This is a genomic window from Streptomyces sp. Mut1 (assembly GCF_030719295.1).
Classification (GTDB): domain Bacteria; phylum Actinomycetota; class Actinomycetes; order Streptomycetales; family Streptomycetaceae; genus Streptomyces; species Streptomyces castrisilvae.
Map to the genome: position 1 here is coordinate 6,636,853 of NZ_CP120997.1, position 24,208 is coordinate 6,661,060.

The 24,208-nt window shown below is 71.8% G+C and carries 10 protein-coding genes; 4 read left to right on the forward strand and 6 right to left on the reverse strand.

Going from position 1 to position 24,208, the window contains the following annotated elements:
* Positions 1–46 precede the first annotated feature (46 nt).
* From P8A18_RS28870 to P8A18_RS28890, 5 genes are all read right to left on the reverse strand, one after another.
* The gene (locus P8A18_RS28870) at positions 47–1,903 is read right to left on the reverse strand and encodes a non-ribosomal peptide synthetase (RefSeq protein ID WP_306059203.1); all 1,857 of its coding nucleotides are present in this window, start codon (positions 1,901–1,903) and stop codon (positions 47–49) included.
* A gap of 8 nt (positions 1,904–1,911) precedes the next feature.
* Positions 1,912–2,946: a TauD/TfdA family dioxygenase gene (locus tag P8A18_RS28875; RefSeq protein WP_306059205.1), complete on the reverse strand. Its 1,035-nt coding sequence runs from the start codon at positions 2,944–2,946 to the stop codon at positions 1,912–1,914.
* Positions 2,947–2,987: 41 nt separating this feature from the next.
* Positions 2,988–3,779 carry a thioesterase II family protein gene (locus P8A18_RS28880; RefSeq protein WP_306059208.1) on the reverse strand — a complete coding sequence of 264 codons (792 nt, stop codon included), beginning with the start codon at positions 3,777–3,779 and terminating at the stop codon, positions 2,988–2,990.
* Positions 3,776–16,453 (reverse strand): non-ribosomal peptide synthetase, encoded by a 12,678-nt coding sequence (locus P8A18_RS28885; RefSeq protein WP_306059210.1) that lies wholly within the window; start codon positions 16,451–16,453, stop codon positions 3,776–3,778. Before P8A18_RS28885 ends, P8A18_RS28880 begins: the two co-directional genes overlap by 4 nt.
* 225 nt (positions 16,454–16,678) lie before the next feature.
* Positions 16,679–18,013: a helix-turn-helix domain-containing protein gene (locus P8A18_RS28890; protein WP_306059212.1), complete on the reverse strand. Its 1,335-nt coding sequence runs from the start codon at positions 18,011–18,013 to the stop codon at positions 16,679–16,681.
* Between the two features lie 349 nt (positions 18,014–18,362).
* Between P8A18_RS28890 and P8A18_RS28895 the strand changes: the two genes are divergently transcribed.
* Positions 18,363–18,554, forward strand: a complete 192-nt coding sequence (locus P8A18_RS28895; RefSeq protein ID WP_306059214.1) for a hypothetical protein — start codon at positions 18,363–18,365, stop codon at positions 18,552–18,554.
* A gap of 18 nt (positions 18,555–18,572) precedes the next feature.
* Here the strand turns inward: P8A18_RS28895 and P8A18_RS28900 are convergent, their stop codons facing one another.
* Positions 18,573–21,638: an AfsR/SARP family transcriptional regulator gene (locus tag P8A18_RS28900; RefSeq protein ID WP_445978208.1), complete on the reverse strand. Its 3,066-nt coding sequence runs from the start codon at positions 21,636–21,638 to the stop codon at positions 18,573–18,575.
* Positions 21,639–21,881: 243 nt separating this feature from the next.
* On the opposite strand from P8A18_RS28900, the gene P8A18_RS28905 reads away from it, so the two are divergent.
* The 3 genes from P8A18_RS28905 (at position 21,882) to P8A18_RS28915 (ending at position 24,204) form a co-directional block, all read left to right on the forward strand.
* A complete protein-coding gene (locus P8A18_RS28905; protein WP_306059216.1) occupies positions 21,882–22,271 on the forward strand; it encodes a nuclear transport factor 2 family protein in 390 nt (129 codons plus the stop codon).
* Between the two features lie 61 nt (positions 22,272–22,332).
* Positions 22,333–22,812, forward strand: a complete 480-nt coding sequence (locus tag P8A18_RS28910) for a hypothetical protein (RefSeq protein WP_306059219.1) — start codon at positions 22,333–22,335, stop codon at positions 22,810–22,812.
* Between the two features lie 762 nt (positions 22,813–23,574).
* A complete protein-coding gene (locus P8A18_RS28915; RefSeq protein ID WP_306059220.1) occupies positions 23,575–24,204 on the forward strand; it encodes a toxin in 630 nt (209 codons plus the stop codon).
* The last annotated feature ends 4 nt before the right edge of the window (positions 24,205–24,208 follow it).

The following is a 24,208-nucleotide window of genomic DNA, read 5'->3' on the forward strand; positions in this document are numbered from 1 at the left end:
CGGGGGCGGGCGGGTCAACGGGCCGGTGGCGGGGGCCGGGCGCGGCTCAGCCATCCTTGGCGGCCAGCAACTCCTCGATGTGGGAGGCGAGGTCGCGCAGCCTGGGGTTGGCGTAGACCGCCTTCACCGGCAGGGCCACGGAGAGTTCCGCCCGTACGCGGGAGACCAGCTTGATGGCGAGCAGCGAGTGCCCGCCGAGCTTGAAGAAGTTGTCGTCGGGGCCGATCGACGCCGCGCCCAGGACCTGCGCCCACACCCGGGCGATCAGTTCCTCGGCCCGCCCCTCGACGCCGTCGCCCTCGGGCGACGCCCCGGCGGGTCCGGCCGCCTCGATCCTGGCCGGCAGCGCGGAGCGGTCGAGCTTGCCGCTGGGGGTGGTCGCGAACCGGTCGACGGCGACGAACGCGGACGGCGTCATGTACGCCGGCAGTGCGGCCGCCACGGCGGTACGCAGCGCTTCGGCGTCCCCGCCCCGGTGATAGGCGATCAGGCACGGGCTGCCCCCGGCGTCCTCGCCCAGGACCACGGCCGCTTCGGCGGCGCCGCCGGCCCGGGTGAGGGCGGCCTCGATCTCCTGCACCTCGATGCGGTGACCGCGCAGCTTCACCTGCCCGTCGAGCCGGCCCAGGTGGACGAGCCGGCCGTCCGCCAGCAGCCGGCAGCGGTCCCCGGTGCGGTACATCCGCTCGCCGGGCGCGCCGAACGGGTCCGCGACGAACCGCTGGGCCGTCAGGGAGGGGCTGCGACGGTAGCCGCGGGCGACCCGGGGCCCCGCCAGATACAGTTCGCCCGCCTCACCGGGGGAGACCGGCGACAGCCGCTCGTCCAGCAGCCGCATCCGCAGCCCCGGGAGCACGGCACCGATGTGCGGCTCGCCCGGCTCCTCGATCCAGCCGGCGGTGGCGTCGACGGTGCACTCGGTGGGCCCGTACACGTTCACCGCGCGCAGCAGACCGGAGCGGTGGGCGGCGGCCAGCCGGTCCCACAGCGCCGGGCCGATCGCCTCGCCGCCGACGAGCAGGGTCAGCGGGCGGGGGCCGCCGTCCGGGGTGAGCAGGTCGAGCAGCGGCTCGGCGTGCGACGGGGTGATGTCGAGATCGGTGAGGCCCCGCTCGTCGATGAAGGCGGCCAGCAGGGCCGGGTCGCGGCGGGTCTCCTCGTCGATCATCACCAGCGTGTCGCCGCGCGACAGCCGCACCCACTGCTGGACCGACGCGTCGAACGAGGGCGAGGCGTTCCAGCCGACCCGCCGGCCCTCGCCGCGCGCCGCGCCCGCGTCCTCCAGTTCACGCAGCAGCAGGGAGGCCGCGCCGCGCCCGATCTCCACGCCCTTGGGCCGGCCGGTGGAGCCGGAGGTGTAGATGACGTAGGCGAGCGTGTCGGGGCCGACCGGCACCGGCGCGTAGGCGGTGGCCGCCCCGTCCCGGGAGGCCGTCAGTTCGCCGACGGTGACCGCGCGGGGGCCGGGGAGGGCCGGGCCGTTGCCGTCGGTGACCACGAGGTCGGCGCCCGAGTCCTCGATGAGCAGGCGGCGCCGCTCCTCGGGCAGCGCCGGGTCGACCGGCAGGTAGGCGGCGCCCGCCGTGAGGGTGCCGATGATCGCGGTGACCAGGCCGGCGCCGCGCGGAAGGCACAGCGCGACGACGCTCTCCGGCCCGGCGCCGAGCCCGGCCAGCCCGGCGGCGAACGCCGAGGCCCGCTCGCGGAGCCGGCCGAAGCTCAGCTCCTGGTCGCCGGCGACGACGGCGGTGCGGTCACCCGGCACGGCCGCGAGCCGGGCCATCAGGTCGGCCGCGCCGGTCCCGGCCCGTGCGCACGCGGCGCAGGGGCAGCCGGCCTGGTGGGCGGACACGGCCTTCGGGCCGGGGGCGGCGGCGACGCGCTCGGGGAGTACGGCGGTCATGGCGGGGCTCACTTTCCGTACAGGGTGGTGGAGGGGGCGGAGGCCGGGGAGCAGTCGGACAGCGGCACCGGCTCACCCATGGCGACGAGGATCTTCCGGTCACCCGTGAACGCCTCGCGGCCGTGCGCGCAGAGGATGTTGTCGACCAGCATCAGGTCGCCGGCCTGCCAGCTCTCCCGTACGGTCACCGCCTGGTACACCTCGTTGACTGCGTCCACCTCGGCGTCGGTGAGGGCGGTGCCGTCACCGAGGTAGGTGTTGAACGGCAGCCCGTCCGCACCGAAGGTGTCGACCAGCACCTCGCGGACGTCCTCGTCGAGGGTGCGGGCGTTCCAGAACGCGAAGTGGTTGAACCAGGACCGCTCACCGGTCACCGGGTGCGTGATGATCGCCGACCGGCGCTGACGGGTACGCAGCGTGTCCTCGTCCAGCCACTCGTAGCCGATGGCGTGCGCGTCGCAGTACTCCTCGGCACCCGCCGGCTCGTCCGAGGAGAACGCCTTGCGCCACGGCATGCCCGCCAGGTCGGAGTAGTTGCGCACCAGCAGCCAGCCCGCCTCCGCGAACCGCGCGGTCAGCTCCGGCGGCAGCATGGCCAGGGCGGCGCGCATGTCACCCACGGTGGTGGCGCCGCCCGTCTCGGGGGCGGTGACGCAGCCGAAGAGCAGCACGCCGGGGAAGTCGAGGGTGTAGCTGTTCTCGTTGTGCAGCCGGATCGGCTGGACGGCCGGCAGGTCCGTGGAGGAGAACACACCCTCCCCGAAGTCGGTGCGCGGGGTCGCTTTCTCCTTGTAGCCGGCCCGCTCCGCGACGAGCGCGTCACGCGCCGAGGCGAACGTCGCCGCGTCCGTCACCGGCAGGCCGCGCAGCATGACCGCCCCGGACCGGTGCAGCTCCGCCTGGATCGCGGGCCGATGGGCGGTCAGCCAGGCGGTGGCCTCCGCCATGGTGGCGAACTCCGGCGTGTGGACGATCGCCGGCTTGCCGGGCTCCCGGACGGGGACGATGGCGGTGGTGGCGGGCGGCTGGGCGAGAGCGGTCACGATGGGTTCCTCTTCCTTGAGTGGAGTTCGGCGGGGTGGGGTTACGCGGACGCGGCGGCGGACGCGGAGTCGCGCAGGGCGTCGAGGACCGGGTTCAGGCGGGCGAAGAAGCCCGGCAGGTCCTGCTGGAAGTAGAAGTGGTCGCCGGGCAGCACCTGCGGCACGACCTCGTCGCCGGTCACCTGCGACCAGCCGGCGAGCATCTCCGCCGGGACGATCGGGTCGGCGTCCCCGCCGAACACGGCGACCGGGCAGTCCAGCCGGGCGTCCGGGGCGGTGCACCGGTAGGCGTCGTCGATCGCGAAGTCCGCCCGGATGGACGGCAGCACGATCTCGCGCAGCTCCGGGTCGTCCAGGATGCCGTCGTCCGTGCCGCCGCGCTCCTTGATGGCCGCGACCAGCTGGTCGTCGTCCAGCCGCTCCGGGTGCACCGGGCACTGGTTGGGCAGCACCGGCGCCCGGCACGCGGAGGCGATCAGCCCGCGCGGGGTGCGGCCGGCGGCGCGCAGCGCACGGGTCACCTCGAAGGCGACCAGGGACCCCATGCTGTGCCCGAACACCACCAGCTCCCCGGTGTCGGCCGGCAGCGAGTCCACCACCGGCTGCGCCAGGTCGTCCACGGAGACGGGCAGCTCCTCGCAGTAGCGGGCGCCGCGCCCCGGGTACTGGCCGATCAGCAGCCGCACATCGGCCGGCAGGTGCTCGCGCCAGCCGCCGTAGGCGTGGGCGTTGCCCCCGGCGTGCGGCAGCACCAGCAGCGACAGGCGGTGCGGGGTGTCACCGGGGAGGTCCCAGACGACGTCTTCGGGTGCGGGGGCCGGGGAGGTGGTCATGAGCTGATCCGTTCTGTCTCGGTGCGACGGCGGAGGGTGGGCCGGGCCTTCTTCGGGGTGGCCGGCGCGGTCTTCAGCGCGGTGATGTGCTCGGCGAGCCGGGCGGGCGTCGGGTGCTCGAAGACGTCGCGGACGGTGAGCCGGACGTCGACGGCCACGGCGATGTGGTTGGTGAGGCGGGCGCCCAGGAGGGAGTGGCCGCCGTGGTGGAAGAAGTCGTCATCGATACTCAGCGCCTCACCGGCACCCAGCGTGCGGGTGAAGAGGCCGACCAGCGTCTCTTCGAGCGGCGTGCGCGGCGCCCGGCCCCCGGCGGAGACGACCGCCGCCGGCTCGGGAAGGGCACGTTTGTCGATCTTCCCGTTCGGTGTGAGCGGCAGCCGGTCGAGCGGGGTGAGGTACGTGGGAACGAGGTGCTCGGGCAGCCGCGCGGTGAGGTGACGGCGGATGTCCTCCATGGCCGCGGAACCGCTGACCACATAGGCGGAGAGCTGGTCGCGGTGGGTGGTGACGGCGGCCTGGGTGATCTGCGGGTGGGCGAGGAGCGCGGCCTCGACCTCACTGGGCTCGACGCGGAAGCCGCGGATCTTCACCTGGTTGTCGGCGCGGCCGTCGTAGTGGAGGTGGCCGTGGTGGTCGTGGTGGGCGAGGTCGCCGGTGTGGTAGAGGCGGGTGCCGGGGGGTCCGTAGGGGTTGGGGGTGAAGGTGGTGGCGGTGAGGTCGGGTCGGTTGAGGTAGCCGTGGGCGAGTCCGTGGCCGGTGAGGTAGAGGTGGCCGGTGGTGCCGGGCGGGCAGGGGCGGAGAGCGTTGTCGAGGATGTAGGTGTTTTTGTTGGTGAGGGGGGTGCCGATGGGGATGGTGGTGTGGGGTTGGGTGGTGGGGGTGATGGTGTGGGTGGTGGTGAAGCCCATGGATTCGGCGGGGCCGTAGCCGTTGACCACTGTGGTGTGTGGTGAGGTTTGGTGGAGTTGGTGGATGTGGGTGGGGGAGGCGGCTTCGCCTCCGGTGTAGGCGGTGGTGACGGTGGTGAAGGCGTTGGGGTGTTCGTCGGTGAGGTAGTTGAAGAGGCTGGCGGAGAGTTGGAGCATGGTGACGCCGTGCTGCTGGGTGAGTTCGGCGATGAGTGCGGGTTCGGGTTTCTGTCCGGGTTGGAGGATGGTGGTGCCGCCGTGGAGGAGTGCGCCCCAGAATTCGAGGCTGAAGGCGTCCCAGGAGACGGGTGAGCACTGGAGGAAGACTTCGCCGGGTCCGAACGTCCCGTAGTTCTGTGCGGTGACGGTGGAGACGAGGTTGCGGTGGGAGGACAGGATGCCCTTGGGCCGGCCGGTGGACCCGGACGTGAACATCACACACGCCACATCGTTGCCCGCGATGGTCAGGCCGAGGTTGTCCGAGGAGTGCTCCGAGACCTCGTCCGGCCCTTCGACACATACGTCCCAGGTGCCTTCGAGACGCCCTGCGAGAGCGGCGCGGGTGACGAGGTGGCTGATTGCGGCCCCGGTGGCGGCGGAGCGGAGGCGTTCGTCCGGGAAGTCGGGGTCCAGGAGTACGTGTCCGGCGCCGGTCTTGAGTACGGCGATGAGTGCGGTGGCGAAGGTGGCGTCACGTTCCAGGAGGATGCCGGCGAGGTCGCCCCGGCCGAGTCCGCGTGAACGCAGGTGCCTGGCCCAGCGGTTGGCGGTGGCGTTCAGCTCGGTGTAGGTGATGCGCCGTTCGCCGTCGATGAGTGCGACGGCCTCCGGGGAGCGGGCCACCTGGGCCTCGAACCGTTCGACCAGCGAGGCGTCCCCGATGTCGACGGCGGACCCGGCCCACGGCCCGAGCAGCAGCTCCCGCTCGTCCGCCGACAGCACATCCAGCTCCGCGAGACGCACCTCCGGATCGGCCAGGGTCTGGCGCAGCACCGTGCCGAGTACGGCGACCATCCGCTCGACGGTGGAGCGGTCGAACAGGTCCTCCGCGAACAGGACCGTGCCGCGCAGCCCCTGGCCGTCGTCCGAGCGGAGCAGGAACTCCAGGTCGAACTTGGCCGCACCACTCGTGACATCGGGCACTCCGGTGACCCGGGCATCGCCGAGCCGCAGGTCCGGCACGCCTCCCGTCTCCAGGGTGAGGCAGATCTGGAAGAGGGGGTGGCGGGAGAGGGTGCGGGTGGGGTTGAGGGTGTCGAGGACGAGGTCGAAGGGGGCGTCCTGGTGGGCGAAGGCGTCGAGGTCGGTGGTGCGGACGCGTTCGAGGAGTTGGCGGAAGGTGGGGTTGCCCTCGGTGTGGGTGCGTAGGACGAGGGTGTTGACGAAGAAGCCGACGAGGTCGCGGAGTGCTTCGTCGGTGCGGCCGGCGACGGGGGAGCCGATGGCCAGGTCCGTACCGGCGCCGAGCCGGGTCAGGGCGGCGGCGAGCGCGGCGTGCACGACCATGAACGGGGTGCATCCCTGGGCGCGGGCCAGTGCGCCGATCTGCTCGAAGAGGTCCTGCCCGAGTTCGACGTCGAGCTGCCCGCCGCGATGGGAGGCCCGCGCGGGGCGGGGGCGGTCGAGGTTCAGCGCGTGTTCCTCCGGTAGCCCTTCCAGTGTCTTGTGCCAGAAGGCCAGCTCCTGTCCCAGCACACTGTCCGCGTCGTCGGCCGAGCCCAACACCCGCTCCTGCCACACCGCGTAGTCCGCGTACTGCACTGTCAGGGGTTCCAGCACCCGGCGGCCCTCCTCGGTGCCGGCGATCCGTGCCTCGTAGGCCCGTGACAGGTCGTCGAAGAACACCGCGGTGGACCGGCCGTCCGTCGCGATGTGGTGCACCAGGAGGAAGAAGACCCAGGAGTCGTCACCGACCTTGAACAGCGTTGCCCTGAGGGGGAGTTCGCTGTGGAGGTCGAAGATGTGGCGGGCGGCATCAGCCATCGCCTCGTCCAGGCCGCCGGGGGCCGCCTCGCGGCGCTCGATGAGTACGCGGGCGTCCGTGGCCGGGAGGACGTGCTGGCGCGGCTCGCCGTCGACCGTCGCGAATACGGTCCGCAGGGGGGCGTGGCGTTCCACCACGTCGTTGAGCGCGGCCTCCAGGGCATCGGCGTCCAGCGGACCGGCCAGCCGCACGGCGATCGGGACGTTGTAGGCGGGGCTGGCGCCGTTGAGCTCGGCCAGCAGCCAGAGCCGGCGCTGAGCGAAGGAGACGGGCGCGTTGTCGTCACCGGTCCAGGCGCCGGCGGTGAGGGGCGGGAGCGCGGGCCGGCCCTTGAGGGTGCTGATGTGCTGGGCGAGGCGTGCCGGGGTGGGGTGCTGGAACACGTCCCGGATGGTCAGCCGCAGGCCCAGCACCTCGGCGATGTGGTTGGTGAGGCGGGCCGCCAGCAGCGAGTGACCGCCGTGGGCGAAGAAGCTGTCGTCCACGCCCACCGGTCCCGCCGTGCCCAGGACCCGGCTGAAGAGAGCGACCGTGACCTCTTCGAGCGGGTTCCGGGGTGCACGCGCCGTGCTCACCATCGCGACCGGCTCGGGCAGGGCGCGCTTGTCGATCTTCCCATTGGGGGTGAGCGGCAGCCGGTCGAGCGGAGTCAGGTGGGCGGGGACCATGTGGTCGGGCAGCCGGTCGGTGAGGTGGCGGCGGACGTCCTCCGTCGTCACCGTGTCGGTGTCGATCACGACGTAGGCGGAGAGCTGGTCGTGGTGGGTGGTGACGGTGGCCTGGGTGATGTGGGGGTGGGCGAGGAGCGCGGTCTCGATCTCGGCGGGTTCGATGCGGAAGCCGCGGATTTTGACTTGGTTGTCGGCGCGGCCGTCGTAGTGGAGGTGGCCGTGGTGGTCGTGGTGGGCGAGGTCGCCGGTGTGGTAGAGGCGGGTGCCGGGGGGTCCGTAGGGGTTGGGGGTGAAGGTGGTGGCGGTGAGGTCGGGTCGGTTGAGGTAGCCGTGGGCGAGTCCGTGGCCGGTGAGGTAGAGGTGGCCGGTGGTGCCGGGCGGGCAGAGGCGGAGAGTGTTGTCGAGGATGTAGGTGTTTTTGTTGGTGAGGGGGGTGCCGATGGGGATGGTGGTGTGGGGTTGGGTGGTGGGGGTGATGGTGTGGGTGGTGGTGAAGCCCATGGATTCGGCGGGGCCGTAGCCGTTGACCACTGTGGTGTGTGGTGAGGTTTGGTGGAGTTGGTGGATGTGGGTGGGGGAGGCGGCTTCGCCTCCGGTGTAGGCGGTGGTGACGGTGGTGAAGGCGTTGGGGTGTTCGTCGGTGAGGTAGTTGAAGAGGCTGGCGGAGAGTTGGAGCATGGTGACGCCGTGCTGCTGGGTGAGTTCGGCGATGAGTGCGGGTTCGGGTTTCTGTCCGGGTTGGAGGACGGTGGTGCCGCCGTGGAGGAGTGCGCCCCAGAATTCGAGGCTGAAGGCGTCCCAGGAGACGGGTGAGCACTGGAGGAAGACTTCGCCGGGTCCGAACGTCCCGTAGTTCTGTGCGGTGACGGTGGAGACGAGGTTGCGGTGGGAGGACAGGATGCCCTTGGGCCGGCCGGTGGACCCCGACGTGAACATCACACACGCCACATCGGAACCCACCAGTGGCACGCCGAGGTTTACGTCCGGCTCGTCGGCCGGGTCCTCCGAGGACCACGAGACCACGGTCCAGGGGCCCTGAACGCGCTGCCCGAGGGCCTCATCGGTGAGGAGCAGCGAGATCCCCGCGTCATCGGCGGCGGCGCGCAGGCGCTCATCGGGGAAGTCCGGGTCGAGCAGCGTGTAGCCGGCACCGGCCTTGACCACCGCGATCACCGCGGCGGCGAACGAAGCGCTACGTTCCAGGAGGATGCCGGCCAGATCGCCCCGGCCCAGACCACGTGAACGCAGCAGCCTGGCCCAGCGGTTGGCGGTGGCGTTCAGCTCGGTGTAGGTGATGCGCCGGTCGCCGTCGATGAGTGCGACGGCCTCCGGGGAGCGGGCCACCTGGGCCTCGAACCGTTCGACCAGTGAGGCGTCGCCGATGTCGACGGCGGACCCGGCCCAGGGCCCGAGCAGCAGCTTCCGCTCGTCCGCCGACAGCACGTCCAGCTCCGCGAGGTGTACATCCGGATCGGCCACTGCCTGCCGCAGCACCTCACCCAGGACGGCGACCATGCGCTGGACGGTCGAGTGGTCGAACAGGTCCTCCGCGAAGACGACCGCCCCGTGCAGGCTTCGGCTGTCGTCCGAGCGGAGCAGGAACTCCAGGTCGAACTTGGCCGCCCCGTTGGTCAGACCCAGCACCTCGGCCGACGGGCCGTCACCACCCAGGTTCAGCGCCGGCGTCTCTCCCGCCTCCAGGGTGAGGCAGATCTGGAAGAGGGGGTGGCGGGAGAGGGTGCGGGTGGGGTTGAGGGTGTCGAGGACGAGGTCGAAGGGTGCGTCCTGGTGGGCGAAGGCGTCGAGGTCGGTGGTGCGGACGCGTTCGAGGAGCTGGCGGAAGGTGGGGTCGCCGTCGGTGTGGGTGCGCAGGACGAGGGTGTTGACGAAGAAGCCGACGAGGTCGCGGAGTGCTTCGTCGGTGCGGCCTGCGACGGGGGAGCCGATGGCCAGGTCCGTGCCGGCGCCGAGCCGGGTCAGGGCTGCTGCCAGCGCGGCGTGCACCACCATGAACGGCGTGCACCCCTCGGCGCGGGCCAGCGCGCCGATCTGCTCGAACAGGTCAGCGCCCAGGGCGACTTCGACCTCACCGCCACGATGCGATGCTTCCGCCGGGCGGGGGCGGTCCGAGTTGAGCGCGTGCTCCTCCGGCAGCCCGTCCAGGGTCCGGTGCCAGAAGGCCAGCTCCTGCCCCAGCACACTGTCCGCGTCGTCGCGTGAGCCCAGCACCTTCTGCTGCCAGACCGCGTAGTCCGCGTACTGCACCGGCAGCGGCTCCAGCACCCGGCGGCCTCGTTCGGCGCCGGCGATCCGTGCCTCATACGCCCGTGACAGGTCGTCGAAGAACGCTCCGGCGGACCGGCCGTCCGTCGCGATGTGGTGCACCAGCAGGTGGAGGACGACGTGTCCGTCACCCAGATCGAAGAGGGTCGCCCGCAGGGGGTTCTCCGAGGTGAGGTCGAACCGGTGGCGGGCCGCCGCGTCCAGGTCGCCGTCCAGGGCCTCCGGCGTGGATGCCCGGCGCCGAAGGGCGATGCGTGCCTCCGTCGCCGGCAGGACGCGCTGGCGCGGCTCGCCGTCCACGGTCGCGAACACGGTCCGCAGGGGAGCGTGGCGTTCGACCACGTCGTTGAGCGCGGCCTCCAGGGCATCGGCGTCCGGCCGACCCGTCAGGCGTACGGCCATCGGGACGTTGTAGGCGGTGCTGGCGCCGTCCAGCTCGGCCAGCAGCCACAGGCGGCGCTGGGCGAACGACACCGGGGCGTCGTGGTCATCGGCCCAGGTACCGGCGGTGAGGGGCGGCAGCGCCGGCCGCCCCTTCAGCGAGGCGATGTACGCGGCGAGGCGTGCCGGGGTGGGGTGTTGGAACACGTCCCGGATGGTGAGCCGGACGTTCAGGACCTCGGCGATGTGGTTGGTGAGGCGGGCCGCCAGCAGCGAGTGACCGCCGTGGGCGAAGAAGCTGTCGTCCACGCCCACCGGGCTCTTCGCGCCCAGGACCCGGCTGAAGAGAGCGACCGCGACCTCTTCGAGCTGGCTCTGCGGCGCACGCTCCGACACCACCGCCGCGACCGGCTCGGGCAGCGACCGCTTGTCGGTCTTGCCGTTGGGCAGGAGGGGGAGCCGGTCGAGCGGGGTCAGGTAGGCGGGGACGAGGTGTTCGGGCAGCCGGGCGGCCAGGTGACGGCGGATGTCCTCCATGACGGCACCCGTGCCGACCACATAGGCGGACAGCTGCTTGTGGTGCGTAGTGACGACGGCCTGGGTGACGGCCGGGTGGGCCAGGAGAGCCGTCTCCACTTCGGCGGGTTCGATGCGGAAGCCGCGGATTTTGACCTGACTGTCGGCTCGGCCTTCGTAGTGGAGGTGTCCTTGCTGGTCAAAGTGGGCGAGGTCTCCGGTGCGGTAGAGGCGGGTGCCTGTGGGGCCGTGGGGGTTGGGGATGAAGTGGGTGGCGGTGAGGTCGGGTCGGTTGAGGTAGCCGTGGGCGAGTCCGTCGCCGGCGATGTAGAGCTCGCCGGTGGTGCCGGGCGGGCAGAGGCGGAGGGCGTTGTCGAGTACGTAGAGGGGTTTGTTGATCAGAGGGGAGCCGATGGGGATGACGGGGTGGGGTGCGTCGGAGGGTTCGATGGTGTGGGTGGTGGCGTAGATCATGGCCTCGGCGGGGCCGTACCCGTTGATGACCCTGATTCCCGGCCAGGTGTTCATGAGCTTGTGTACGTGGGCGGGGGAAGCGGCCTCGCCGACGGTGTAGGCGGTTCTGACCGATGCGAAGGTCTCGGGGTGCTCGTCGGTGAGGTAGTTGAAGAGGCTGGCCGACAGCAGCAGGGTGGTGACCTTGTGCCGGGGCACGAGGTCTGCGATGAGGGCGGGTTCGGGCTTCTGCCCCGGTTGCAGGACAGCGCTTCCGCCGTGCAGCAAGGGCCCCCAGAATTCGAGGCTGAAGGCGTCCCAGGAGACGGGTGACGACTGGAGGAACACCTCGTCCGGGCCTGTCGGGAGGTAGGTCTGCCCGACGAGGGTGGATACGAGGGTGCGGTGCGAGGAGACGATGCCCTTGGGCCAGCCGGTGGACCCGGAGGTGAACATCACGCACGCGAGGTCGTCGCCCTGGATGGTGATCCCGAGGTTGTCCGGGGAATGGCCCGAGACCTCCTCCGGCCCTTCGGTGCACACTTCCCACGGCCCCTCAAGGCGTTCCGCGAGCGCGGTGCGGGTGACGAGGTGGCTGATTGCGGCCTCGGTGGCGGCGGAGCGGAGGCGTTCGTCCGGGAAGTCGGGGTCCAGGAGCACGTGTCCGGCGCCGGTCTTCAGTACGGCGATCAGTGCCGTGGCGAAGGTGGCGTTGCGTTCCAGGAGGATGCCGGCGAGGTCGCCCCGGCCGAGTCCGCGTGAACGCAGGTGCCCGGCCCAGCGGTTGGCGGTGGCGTTCAGTTCCTTGTACGTGATGCTCCGGTCGTCGTCGATGAACGCGACGGCCTCCGGCGAGCGGGCCACCTGTGCCTCGAACCGGTCCACGAGCGAGACGTCGTCCCGGTCGGCCACGGCACCCGCCCACGGCCCGAGCAGCAGCTCCCGCTCGTCCGCCGACAGCACGTCCAGCTCCGCGAGACGCACCTCCGGATCGGCCAGCGCCTGCCGCAACACCGCGCCGAGCACGGTCACCATCCGCTCGACGGTGGAACGGTCGAACAGGTCCTCCGCGAAGACGACCATGCCGCGCAGCCCCTGGCCGTCGTCCGAGCGGAGCAGGAACTCCAGGTCGAACTTGGCCGCACTGTTGGCGAAGGTCTGGACGTGCCCCGGCCGGACCCCCGGCAGAGCGAGCACGGGAGCACCGGTCTCCAGCGTCAGGCAGATCTGGAACAGGGGGTGACGGGCCAGCGTCCGGGGCGGATTGACGGCATCGAGGACGAGGTCGAAGGGGGCGTCCTGGTGGGCGAAGGCGTCGAGGTCGGTGGTGCGGACGCGTTCGAGGAGTTGGCGGAAGGTGGGGTCGCCGTCGGTGTGGGTGCGTAGGACGAGGGTGTTGACGAAGAAGCCGACGAGGTCGCGGAGTGCTTCGTCGGTGCGGCCGGCGACGGGGGAGCCGATGGCCAGGTCCGTGCCGGCGCCAAGCCGGGTCAGGGCGGCGGCGAGCGCGGCGTGCACCACCATGAACGGGGTGCACCCCTCGGCGCGGGCCAGCTCACCCACCCGCTCGAACAGGTCGTCACCCAGGGAGACATCGAGCGCACCGCCCCGGTGCGAGGCTCGCTCCGGCCGGGGCCGGTCCGAGTTGAGCGCGTGCTCCTCCGGCAGCCCGTCCAGGGCCCGGTCCCAGAAGGCCAGTTCGTGCGACAGGACACTGTCCGGGTCGCCGGCCGAGCCCAACACCCGCTCCTGCCACACCGCGTAGTCCGCGTACCGCACCGACAAGGGCTCCAGCACCTGGCCCTCGGCGCCCGCGAGCCGTGCCTCGTAGGCGCGGGCGAGGTCCGTGAAGTACACGTTGCCGGAGTGGCCGTCCGTGGCGATGTGGTGCAGCACGAGCACCAGGTGGTGCGTCGCCTCGTCCAGCCGGAACAGCGTGACGCCGAGGGGGAGTTCGGTCCGGAGGTCGAAGACGTGACGACCGGCCTCGGCCATCGCGCCGTCCAGCGCTTCCGGGGTCACCTCGCGGCGCTCGACCACCACCCGGGCTTGCGCTGCGGAGAGGATGAGCTGTCGCGGCTCGCCGTTCACCGTCTCGAACAGGGTACGCAGGGGTGCGTGCCGCTCGACCACGTCGTTGAGCGCCGCCTCCAGGGCATCGACGTCCAGCGCACCCTCCAGACGCACCGCCATCGGCACGTTGTAGGCGGTGCTGCCGCCCTCCAGATCCGCCAGCAGCCACAGACGCCGCTGGGCGAACGACACCGGGGCCGGTCCCTCGTCGGGCCCCTCGCCCGCGGTCGGCGGAGGCAGTGCGGGCAGGCCCTTCTCCGTGCCGACCTTCTCCGCGAGCCGCGCCACCGTCGGGTTCTGGAAGACGTCCCGGATCGTCAGCCGGACGCCCAGAGCCTGCGCGATCCGGTTGGTGAGGCGGGCGGCGAGGATGGAATGCCCGCCGTGCTGGAAGAAGTCGTCGTCGATCGACAGGTCCGTGGGCGAGCCGAGCGTGCTCGTGAAGAGGCCGGCCAGGGTCTCTTCCAGCAGAGTGCGCGGGGCACGGCCGCCCGCCGAGACCGCGACCGGCTCGGGCAGCGACCGCTTGTCGGTCTTGCCGTTGGGCAGGAGGGGGAGCCGGTCGAGCGGGGTGAGGAAGGCAGGGACCAGGTGCTCGGGGAGGCGGTCCACGAGGTGACGGCGCACGTCCTCCATGGCGACGGCACCACTGCTGACCACATAGGCGGACAGCTGGTCGCGGTGCTTGGTGACGACGGCCTGCGTGATGCGGGGATGGCTGAGGAGGGCGGTTTCCACTTCGGCGGGTTCGATGCGGAAGCCGCGGATTTTGACTTGGCTGTCGGCTCGGCCTTCGTAGTGGAGGTGTCCTTGCTGGTCAAAGTGGGCGAGGTCTCCGGTGCGGTAGAGGCGGGTGCCTGTGGGGCCGTGGGGGTTGGGGATGAAGTGGGTGGCGGTGAGGTCGGGTCGGTTGAGGTAGCCGTGTGCGAGTCCGTCGCCGGCGATGTAGAGCTCGCCGGTGGTGCCGGGCGGGCAGAGGCGGAGGGCGTTGTCGAGTACGTAGAGGGGTTTGTTGACGAGGGGCGAGCCGATGGGGATGACGGGGTGGGGTGCGTCGGAGGGCTCGATGGTGTGGGTGGTGGCGTAGATCATGGCCTCGGCGGGGCCGTACCCGTTGATGACCCTGATTCCCGGCCAGGTGTTCATGAGCTTGTGTACGTGGGCGGGGGAAGCGGCCTCGCCGACGGTGTAGGCGGTTCTGACCGATGCGAAGGTCTCGGGGTGCTCGTCGGTGAGGTAGTTGAAGAGGCTGGCCGACAACAGCAGCGTCGTCACCCGGTGCCTACGCGTGAGATCCGCGATCAGCGCCGGCTCAGGCTTCTGGCCGGGCTGGAGCACGACCCGGCCGCCGTGCAGCAAGGGCCCCCAGAATTCGAGGCTGAAGGCGTCCCAGGAGACGGGTGACGACTGGAGGAACACCTCGTCCGGGCCTGTCGGGAGGTAGGTCTGCCCGACGAGGGTGGATACGAGGGTGCGGTGCGAGGAGACGATGCCCTTGGGCCGGCCGGTGGACCCGGAGGTGAACATCACGCACGCGAGGTCGTCGCCCTGGATGGTGATCCCGAGGTTGTCGGGGGACTGGCCCGAGACCTCCTCCGGCCCTTCGACGCACACCTCCCACGACCCCTCAAGGCGTTCCGCGAGTTCCGTACGGGTGACGAGGTGGCTGATTGCGGCCTCGGTGGCGGCGGAACGGAGGCGTTCGTCCGGGAAGTCGGGGTCCAGAAGCACGTGCCCGGCGCCGGTCTTCAGTACGGCGATCAGCGCGGTGGCGAAGGCGGCGTTGCGCTCCAGCAGAATCCCCGCGAGGTCGCCCCGCCCGAGTCCGCGTGAACGCAGGTGCCCGGCCCAGCGGTTGGCCGTCGCGTTCAACTCCGCGTACGTGAAACCGCGCTCGCCGTCGACCAGCGCGACCGCGTCCGGGAAACGGGCCACCTGGGCCTCGAACCGGTCCACGAGCGAGACGTCGTCCCGGTCGGCCACAGCACCCGCCCACGGCCCGAGCAGCAGCTCCCGCTCGTCCGCCGACAGCACGTCCAACTCGGCGATCCTGCGATCGGCCGGCTCGCCCCGCTCCTCGGACGGGGCGAGGGCGGCCGTGAGGAAGCGGGCGAAGCGGTCCTGGTGGGCGGCCGTGGCTTCGGCGTCGACGCCCTCGACCGGGGTGTCGAAGTCGATCCGCAGACCCTCCGCCGCGCCCAGGTCGTACACCGCGACGTTGAGGTCGTCCACCGGGCCGTTGGTCACGTTGTGATTGATGCTGGGGCTGCCGCACACCGTCATGTCGGCGTTGAAGCCCATGATGTTGAGCACAGGACCGGTCAGCCTGCGGGTACCGGTGAGGGCGCCGGCGTCCCGCCGCAGGTCCTCGTAGCGCGTCAGCTGATGGCGCAGACCGTGCTTGACCTCGGCCGACACCGCCCGTACCAGCGTGTGCAGGGTCTCCCCGGCGCCCACCCGCAGCCGCAGCGGTACGACGTTCGAGGTCATGCCCGGCGTGCTGCGGGCGGCCTTCGTGGTCCGGCCCGTCACCGGCAGCGCGAGCATCAGCTCGTCCTGTGCCGTGACCCGGTGCACGTACACCGTGAACAGGGCGACCATCAGCACCGGCCACGACACCCGCTCCGAGCGCGCTACGGCACGCAGCCGGTCCGCGTCCGCCGCGGGCACCAGGACCGTGCGCCGGGAGAACGGCAGGACGCCCCGCGACGGAGCCGCCCGGCCGGTGCCCCGGATCAGGCTGTCCGGCGGCTGTGGGGCCCCGGCCAAGTGCTCGTGCCAGGCGGCCCGGTCGGCGGTGGCCTCATCGGAGCCGCGCCAGGCGGCGTCCTCGGCGTGGAGGTCGGCCAGCCGGCCGAACGGCGTATCGCCCCACGGCTCCCCGGCGACCGCCTTCTCGTACAGCTCGACCAGCCGCTTCAGCAGCAACGAGAAGGTCACACCGTCGGCCAGCAGGTGGTGGAAGGCGTAGAAGTAGAAGTACCGGTCCTCCGCCAGCTTGATCAGCTTGCAACGGACCGGGGGCTCATGGGCCAGGTCGAAAGCGGTGCCGGCCGCCACGCCCACCAGGTCCCAGGCCGCGCGCTCCGGGTCGTCCTCGGCGCTCACATCGGTGAAGGAGAGGGTACGGGCGCCCGGCTCGCCGTCGATCACATGCCACACGGTCTCGCCGTCGTCCTCGATGCAGCGGGTGCGCATCACGTCGGCTTCCTCGACGAGGCGGCGCCAGGCGGCCGCCATCAGCTCCGGGTCGACCGGGCCGAGGATGTCCCGGCACTCGGCGATGTTGTACTTCCGGCCGGTGGGGTCCAGGGTGTGGGCCGTCCAGATGTCGCGCTGGGCCTCCGAGAGCGGCAACCGCAAGGCGGCCGGAGCGGTTGCGACGGTTGCGTCGGACGGCATGGGGTCTCCTGTGTGGGTCGCGGCGGGGCTGGGCTGGTCCTGGAAGCGCGGAGCCGGGAAGGGCGGGCAGTACGGGGGCCGGCGGGCCGGGCGGGAAGGGCCGGACCGGGCCGGCCTCGCCCCGGCGTCCGTACCGGGCCGGCAGTGCCATACAACCGCCGGAGCCGGGTGCCGAGCGGCAGTTGTTCCGGCGGTAGGGCCAGCAGTTCGGCGCGGCTGCGGCAGTCAGACGGCAGCCGCGGCGCCGGCCGACGCGCGCACCACGCACAGGACGCGGAACCCCGAGCGCCCGCCGTCCGAACTGGACCGGACCACCCCGCTGACCAGGAGATCGCGGATCAGCCGGCCGCACTCCGGCAGGGTGCGCCCGGTCAGCCGGACGACGTCCTGGAGGAGGAACTCCCCGTCGCCCACCCGGCACAGGTCACCGACAAGCGTCCGGTACGCGGCCGGCAGCGCGGCGAGGGTGCGCCCGACGCGCTCCTGGAGGCGGGAGCCGTCCGGGCCCCCGGCGAGATGGTCGAGCAGCGGGGCCGGGTCGGACTCCACGATGTTGCGCAGGGTGGACAGGTCGCAGACGGTCAGCCAGGAGGCGGCGGCACCGAGCGCGGCCGGGTGGCCGTCGAGGCGGTGGCAGATCCAGACCACATCGGCGAGCGTCCGCTCGTCCGGCACGATGTCGGGGCGGACCCGGCGCAGCTGGCTGAGGAAGAACCGGACGGCCGCCGCGTCCGTGTGCCCGGCGGCCGGTGCGGGCGCCTCCAGCGGGGAGAGCAGGAAGAGGCGTTCCCCGGGCACGTTCCACGGCCGCTCCCCGGTGAGCAGCAGACGCAGGCCCGGGAAGGCGCGCAGCAGACCGCTCAGCCGGCCGAAGTCGAGGACGCCGGTGTCGACGCCGTCGAGGACGAGCACGCTGCCCTGTCCGCCGATCGCCCCCAGGACATCCGCCAGTTCGGGCAGCGGATCCCCGGCGTCACCGTCACCGCGCAGGAACCGCGCGCACCCGTCGGCCAGCCTGGGCAGCAGGTCGTCCTCGGTCCGGAGGCAGCCGGCGGCGGCCCCGTCACCGGAGTGCCACAGCACGGGCAGCCCGGCTTCGTGCAGGCGGGCCGCCGCCTCCAGGGCCAGCCGGGTCTTGCCGACGCCGCTCAGCCCGACGACGGTGATCAGCCGCTCCGCGCCCGACCCCAGCTCCTCCACCACCACACCGGTCTCCGCCTCCCGGCCCACCAGCGGGTACAGCGGCACGGGCGGCGCCGCCCGCTCCACGGACAGGCGCCGGACGTCACCGCCCGCCCGCTGCCCCCGTCGCGCGGCCTCCTCCAGCGCGGTACGCGACCGGGGGCCGAGTCTCAGCGCGTCGGCGATCAGCCGCACCGTGTCGGTTCTCGGCCGCTGCGCCTTTCCCTTCTCCAGGTCCCGGATGGCGCGCACGCTGATGGTGGACAGGTCCGCCAGCTCCCGCTGGGTCAGGCCGATACGGAGGCGGTGACCGCGTATCAGGGAGCCGAGCGTGGCGGAGGTGGCGGGGGTGTGCTGCGGGGGGTGGCTGAGCGTCATGAAAGGACTCCTGCTCGTCGGGGATAGGCACCCCGGAAGCGGCTGCGGGCCGGGGTGCTGTGAGGGAGACGGCTGTCGTGCCTTGCTTCTGCCGGGCATCCTCCACACGCGGCCTATCCGGGGAGCATCGCGGGACCAACGCCGTCCGGTCCTGCCCGGCCCGGCCCGGGATAGCGGCGGGGCGCGTACGAGCGGCGGCGCACCGCCCGGACGGACGGGCGCGCGCCGCCGGTGATAGGGGCGGGGGTCCGTGATAGCGGGGGGATAAGGCCGGGACCGGTGCGGTGAATCCGGTCATTCCTAACGTGGTGTCCAGAAGGAAACGGAACACCGACGAGAGGACAGTCCGATGACGAAGAACACCACCACCCGCAACGCCCTCCGCGCCGCCTTCGCCACCGCCGCGGTCGTGATCGTGACCGGAATAGGCGTCCAGGCCGGCTGGGCCGACGACGCGTCGGGCACCGGCACCGAGCCGGCCACGACCAGCACCCCCACCCCCGGCGCCTCCGACCCCACCGAGAACAACCCCTGGGACTGACCCGCCCCGGCACTCGCCTCAGCCGGTGCCGAGCAGCCGCCGAGTCTCCGCCAGTTCACGCTTCATGCCCCGGTTCGCGAACACTTCGAGCGCGGGAGCCAGCAGTTCCCGGGAACGCCCCGGTTCATCCTGTAGCAGCCGGGCCAGATCCAGGCGGGCCAGCGCGCCACCGCCGAAATCCATGATCTGCTCCCGGGCCGCCACAGCGCGGTCGAAGAAGTACCTGGCCCGGTCGGGCCGCCCCATCAGCGCGAAGGCATGGCCCAGATCGCGCAGCAGATGGCCCTCGCCGATCACGTCGCCGGAGTCCCGGCACAGCTCCAGGACCTCCGTGAACGTCAGCACCGCGAGATCGAGTTCGTCCCGCTCCAGCAGCAGCTGCCCCACCCTGCGCAGGGTCCGGGCCCTGCCCCCCAGGTAGCCGACCCCGTCGTATATCTCCAGCGCCTCGTCCAGCTGGATCTGCGCCGCGTCCGTCTCACCCCGGCGCATCCGTATGTGGGCGCTCTGCGTGAGCACGATCGCCCGCCCCACCACGTCACCGGCCCGGTCGAAGTCGGCCAGCGACCGCTCGTACAGATCCAGGGCCGTGTCGTCCTCACCGTTCGTCCGCGCGATGAGCGCCATGTCCCGCCGGCACAGTGCCTCGCCCTGCGGCTCGTCCAGCGCCTGGAAGACGTCGAGCGCCGAACTCAGCGCCTGACGCGCCATGTCGAACTCGTTGCGGCTCATGTACAGCGAGCCGAGCGACGCACGCACGGCGGCGGTGCCCCGCAGATTGCCGGCCTTGCGCACCGCGGCCAGCGCCCGCACATGGGTCTGTTCCCACAGGTCGTAGTGGCCCCGCACCTCGAACAGGGTGACCAGGGTCGTCGCCAGATTCCAGCTGACGTCGTGCAGCCCCTCGTCGGCGGCGTGCTCCACCATGGCGCACAGGGCGGCCTGCTCCGCGTCGAACCAGGCCAGCGGGTCGGTGAGCAGCTCCTCGGTGCAGGACGGGGGCGGCGCCCAGCGCGGCGCGTCGCCGTGCAGCACGGTGAAGTCACCGCCGTAGACCTTGCGATGGGCCTCCTGAGCGAGATACATCCAGCCGCCCGCCATGCGCGTGAGCGCGTCCCGGCGTTCCTCCGGGGCGTCGTGCGCGGCCAGTTGCTCGCGGGCGTAGACCCGGATGATCTCGTGGAACTGGTACCGGTAGCCGCCGCTGCGCTCCACCCCGACGACATCCAGCATCTGCATGTCGACCAGCGGCTCCATCAGGTCCGACGGCACCGGGCGGTCGTCGTCCAGCAGAGCGCCGGCCAGCCAGCCGGGCAGCGTCGGCGTCCGGGACATGCTCAGCATCCGCAGCAGCCCGCGGTCCTCCGGCGCCAGACCGTTGTACGTGAGCGAGAGGCTGGCCCGCATCGTCATCTCGCCGTGCGCCAGCTCGTCCAGCCGGTGCCGCTCGTTGGCCAGCCTGTGCACCATCGACGCCAGCGTCCAGTGCGGGCGGGCGGCGAGCCGGGCGGCCACGATGCGCAGGGCCAGCGGCAGCCGCCCGACCGTACGGACCAGGGCCTCGGCGGCCGCCGACTCACCCTCCACCCGTTCCTGCCCGACGATCCTGGACAGCAGTTTCAGCGCCCGCTCCTCGTCCAGGACGTCCAGCTCGACCCGGTGCGCGCCCGGGAGAGCGGTCAGCCTGGCCCGGCTGGTGACCAGGACGGCGCAGTCCCGGCTGCCCGGGAGCAGCGGCTGCACCTGGCTCTCGGTGGCGGCGTCGTCCAGGACCACCAGGAGGCGGCGCGAGGCGAGCCGGGTCCGGTACATCTCCGCCCGCTCGTCCAGCGAGTCCGGGATCAGCTGGCCCGGGATGCCCAGGGCCCGCAGGAAGCGGCCCAGTACTTCCAGGGTGGTGGCCGGGGTGCCGGTGCCGCGCAGGTCGCAGTAGAGCTGGCCGTCGGGGAACCCCGTCTCGGCGAGCCGGTGCGCGATGTTCACGGCGAGTGTCGACTTGCCGGTGCCCGGCTTGCCGGTGATCACGGCGAGCCCGACCGCCTTGCGGTCCCGGCCGCTGGTCAACGCCTTCTCCAGCACGGCGATCTGAGCCTCGTCCGCGACGAAGTCGGAGGTGGCGGCAGGGAGTTGCTGGGGCCGGGCATCGTGCGACGGTGCGTCGGACCGGCCGGGGGCGGCGTCCCGGCCGGCGGCGGGGGAGTGCTGCTCCGGGGCAGGGCCGCCGGTGTCGTCCCGGTCCGTGGCGTGCTCGGCGCCGCCGGGTGCCACCCGTCCCTCGCCTCCCGCACGCCCGGCCGCGGGGGCCGGGGCGGTCTGCGTCCTCTCCGCGCGGGGCCGGGGCGTCCGGAGCGGCGGGGGCAGCTCACCGGCGAGGATGGCCGCTTCGAGCCCGCGCAACTCCCTGCCCGGCGCCAGCCCCAGTTCCTGGTCGAGGATCCGGCGCCCGGTGCGGAACACCTCCAGCGCCTCCGCCTGCCGCCCCGACCAGTACAGGGCGCACATCAGCTGGCCGCGCAGCCGCTCCCGCAACGGGTTCTCGTGGGTGAGGAGCTGGAGCTCACCCACGAGCCGGTCGTGCCGTCCCAGCTCCAGTTCCAACTGCATGCGCAGTTCGACGGCGCCCAGCCGCTCCTCGTCCAGCTGGCGGGCCTTGTTGGCGAGCGGGCCGCTCACCAGACCGGTCAGCGAGTCGCCCTGCCACAGGGCCACCGCCGACTTCAGCAGCGCCACCGCCTTCTCCGCGTCGCCCTCGTCACGCTGCCGCCGGGCCATCGCGACCAGGCCGGTGAACAGCAGCGAGTCGACGTCCCCGGTGTCGACGTGGAGCACGTAACCCGGCGGCCGGGTCGAGATCGAGACCGTGCTGTCCGCACCGGCCAGCAGCTTCCGGAGCCGGGAGACACATATCTGCACCTGCGTGCGCGCGGTCTCCGGAGGGTTGTCCTCCCAGATGAGGTCCACCAGGTAGCTCGTGCCGACCACCCGGTTCGCCTCCAGCAGCAGGGCGGCCAGGATCACTTCCTGCCGCCCCGGGGGCACCCGCAGCGGCCCGTCCTTGCCCCGTACCTGGAGCGGACCCAGCAACTGGAAGGGGGGACGAGCCGTGTTGGGAGCGTCCTGGACCGCGTGCATCGTGCCCTCGGTCACCGAGACCCCCAGCTCGTAAGCGCGTTGATACTCCGGGATCAACTCGCCCAAAGTTTTCACAACCCCCACGTGTCTGTCCATCCTGCCTGCCCAGCGTGGTCGCTCAGCGAATAGCGCCGCGATAAGCGGGGGTTGGCGGCCTGCGGAAGAGTGCGTCGCGAAGGAGAAAGGAGGCGTCCCATGCACACCGACGCCTGGACGAGTACAGGCCCGAACACGGTGAGCGACCTGGTCACCGCCGCCGGCACCGACCACGTCCGCCTCGTCTACGACTACCTCGACGCGGGCGACCTCGACGCGTGCGGATCGCTGCTGCACGACCACGTCGAGCTGGAACTGCCGGGCGCCCCCACCGCCCGCGGCCGCACCGCGGTCCTGCGCGCCCACCGCGACCACACCGGCCCCCGCACCCGCCACGAGATCGACCGCGTCGTCGCCCACGACCGCAGCGTCGTCGCCGCCGGGCGCCGCATCACCCCGGGCGCCTGCCTGCGCTTCGTGGACCTCTTCCACATCGCCGAGGACGGCATGGTGAAGTCCTGCACGCGCTACTACCACACGGAGCCGTGAGGCCCTGCGCCGGACGGTGACGGGACGGCGTGGTTCCCCCCGGCGGGTAGCCTCCGGCGCCATGAGCATTCAGATCGATGTGACGGTGGCCCACCCGGACAACGACGAGGTGGAGCGGGTGCTCGGGCTGGCCGAGGCGGTCGGCGAGCCCGTCACCGTGACATTCCGGTGGGAGGGGCACCGGCAGCCGGAACACGCGGTGCTGGTGCCCGCGGCCACGCTGGCGCGCTGGGAGCACTGGGCCCCCACCGCCTACCCGTCGAGAGACACCGGGGGCGACAGCGAGGACCGGGACGCGGGGGAACAGCCGGAACTGGCCCACCCCAGGGAGTTCGGCGCGTTCACCCTCTTCCGCCGTCGCGCGGGAGGGCGTACGGCGGTCGCCCGCGACGGCGTGGTGGTCGCCGAGTTGCTGTGCCCCGGAGAAGCGCGATGGCTCAAGGAGAAGGCACTCCATGTTCGCCAAGGCTTCATGGACCCGAAGCAGAAGGCGGCGTTCGAGGAGTTCCTCGCCCGGCAGCCATCCGCCGGGGAACGGTGACCAGCTTGCCGAGGCACCGGGCGCCCTCCCGGCCCCGCGCATATTCGGCCACCGCGGGTTCGGCGGTTCCCCGCCGGAGGGAAAGCGCCTTCTTCCCACACCATCCGTTGATTGTTCGGTTTTCATAGACTGTGGACCGGCAGCCGACCGGTGAAGGTGAGCACGGGGGGCTATCGCGCCATTCTCCGGCGATTTCACGTTAAGCGGAGGGCCGGGCGGAACCAGCGGTTTCCGAAGCGCGGCATCGCTGTCACCACAGTTCCCAGCGAAAAGGATCATTGGCGATTTTCGGCCAACCGGTTACATGGATCCGGTCGTTTGGGGCATCGTTTGAGGCGAGCTGGTTCGCATTGACTGCCGTGTCCGGCAGCTGCGGGCAACGTGACCGGGGCACATGCGTCGCGCCATAGAGGGGATGGCCATGAAGGAGCGAGCGCGAAAGGTGGCGCATGAGGTCTCGGCCTCATTGAGCACGCCTGGGCGGGTCGAAGGCTGTCGGTGCTCCGCGCCCCGGCCGGAGAGCTGTGCGGTCGTTCCTTTCGCGAACTCCCCCTGTCCCCGCCGCGCCTGAAACCGCCCGACCCTCGCGCGCACTCCTCCTCCGGGGCCACCGGAGAAACACGTGCGCCCCCGGCCCGCCGTTCCGGGCCGGGCGAGGGATGATCCCGCACCGAATCACTCAAGGAGCCGAGGCCGCCCCCCGGCCCGGAACACTCCCGCGATCCGGGGGTGCCCCCCATCCTCCGGGCGCACGTTCTGCACGTGACCATTCGAGCGGAAGTTGACCGAGACTCAATGAACACGCCGGCGAAGAGCGAGTCCCCCGAACCTTCTGCCGTCCCCTCGAAACGCTACTTCAGAAAGCTCAGGCGGCAGTGCAGTGCCCGGCTGGCGGATTTGGACGTCCCCGACGGCGGCCGGAACGTACTCACCCTGAGGGACCGGTTGTCCGAGAGGCGCGGCAGGCCCATCCATCTCGTACCGATGGCCATCCCGCGGAATTCGGTGAACGGCATGTGGCTGGCAACCGGCGCCGCGGATTTCGTCATCTACGCCGCCTCCGCGAGCCGCCCGCACCAGGAACACATCATCGCTCACGAACTCGGCCACATCATGTGCGATCACCAGTCCTTGTCGAACACCGACGACGACATTCTCACCAAGCTCTTCCCCGACATATCGCCGGCCGTGGTCAGGCGGGTCCTGCAACGCAACAAGTACTCCGACAGGAACGAGCAGGAGGCGGAGATGATCGCCTCCCTGTATTGCGCCCGCATCGGTCCGCAAGGGGAAAGTCCCGCCCCTCTCCCGACCCACGGCGACGTCATCGGCCGGCTCCGGATGGCGGTGTCCGGCGACTACCACCCCGAACGCGCCCCCATGGGGCTCTGAGCCG

Excerpts from the sequence above, each read along its gene's own strand:
- P8A18_RS28870 (WP_306059203.1), bottom strand. The coding sequence starts at position 1,903 with ATGACCGCCGTACTCCCCGAGCGCGTCGCCGCCGCCCCCGGCCCGAAG.
- P8A18_RS28880 (WP_306059208.1), bottom strand. The coding sequence starts at position 3,779 with ATGACCACCTCCCCGGCCCCCGCACCCGAAGACGTCGTCTGGGACCTC.
- P8A18_RS28885 (WP_306059210.1), bottom strand. The coding sequence starts at position 16,453 with ATGCCGTCCGACGCAACCGTCGCAACCGCTCCGGCCGCCTTGCGGTTG.
- P8A18_RS28890 (WP_306059212.1), bottom strand. The coding sequence starts at position 18,013 with ATGACGCTCAGCCACCCCCCGCAGCACACCCCCGCCACCTCCGCCACG.
- P8A18_RS28895 (WP_306059214.1), top strand. The coding sequence starts at position 18,363 with ATGACGAAGAACACCACCACCCGCAACGCCCTCCGCGCCGCCTTCGCC.
- P8A18_RS28905 (WP_306059216.1), top strand. The coding sequence starts at position 21,882 with ATGCACACCGACGCCTGGACGAGTACAGGCCCGAACACGGTGAGCGAC.
- P8A18_RS28910 (WP_306059219.1), top strand. The coding sequence starts at position 22,333 with ATGAGCATTCAGATCGATGTGACGGTGGCCCACCCGGACAACGACGAG.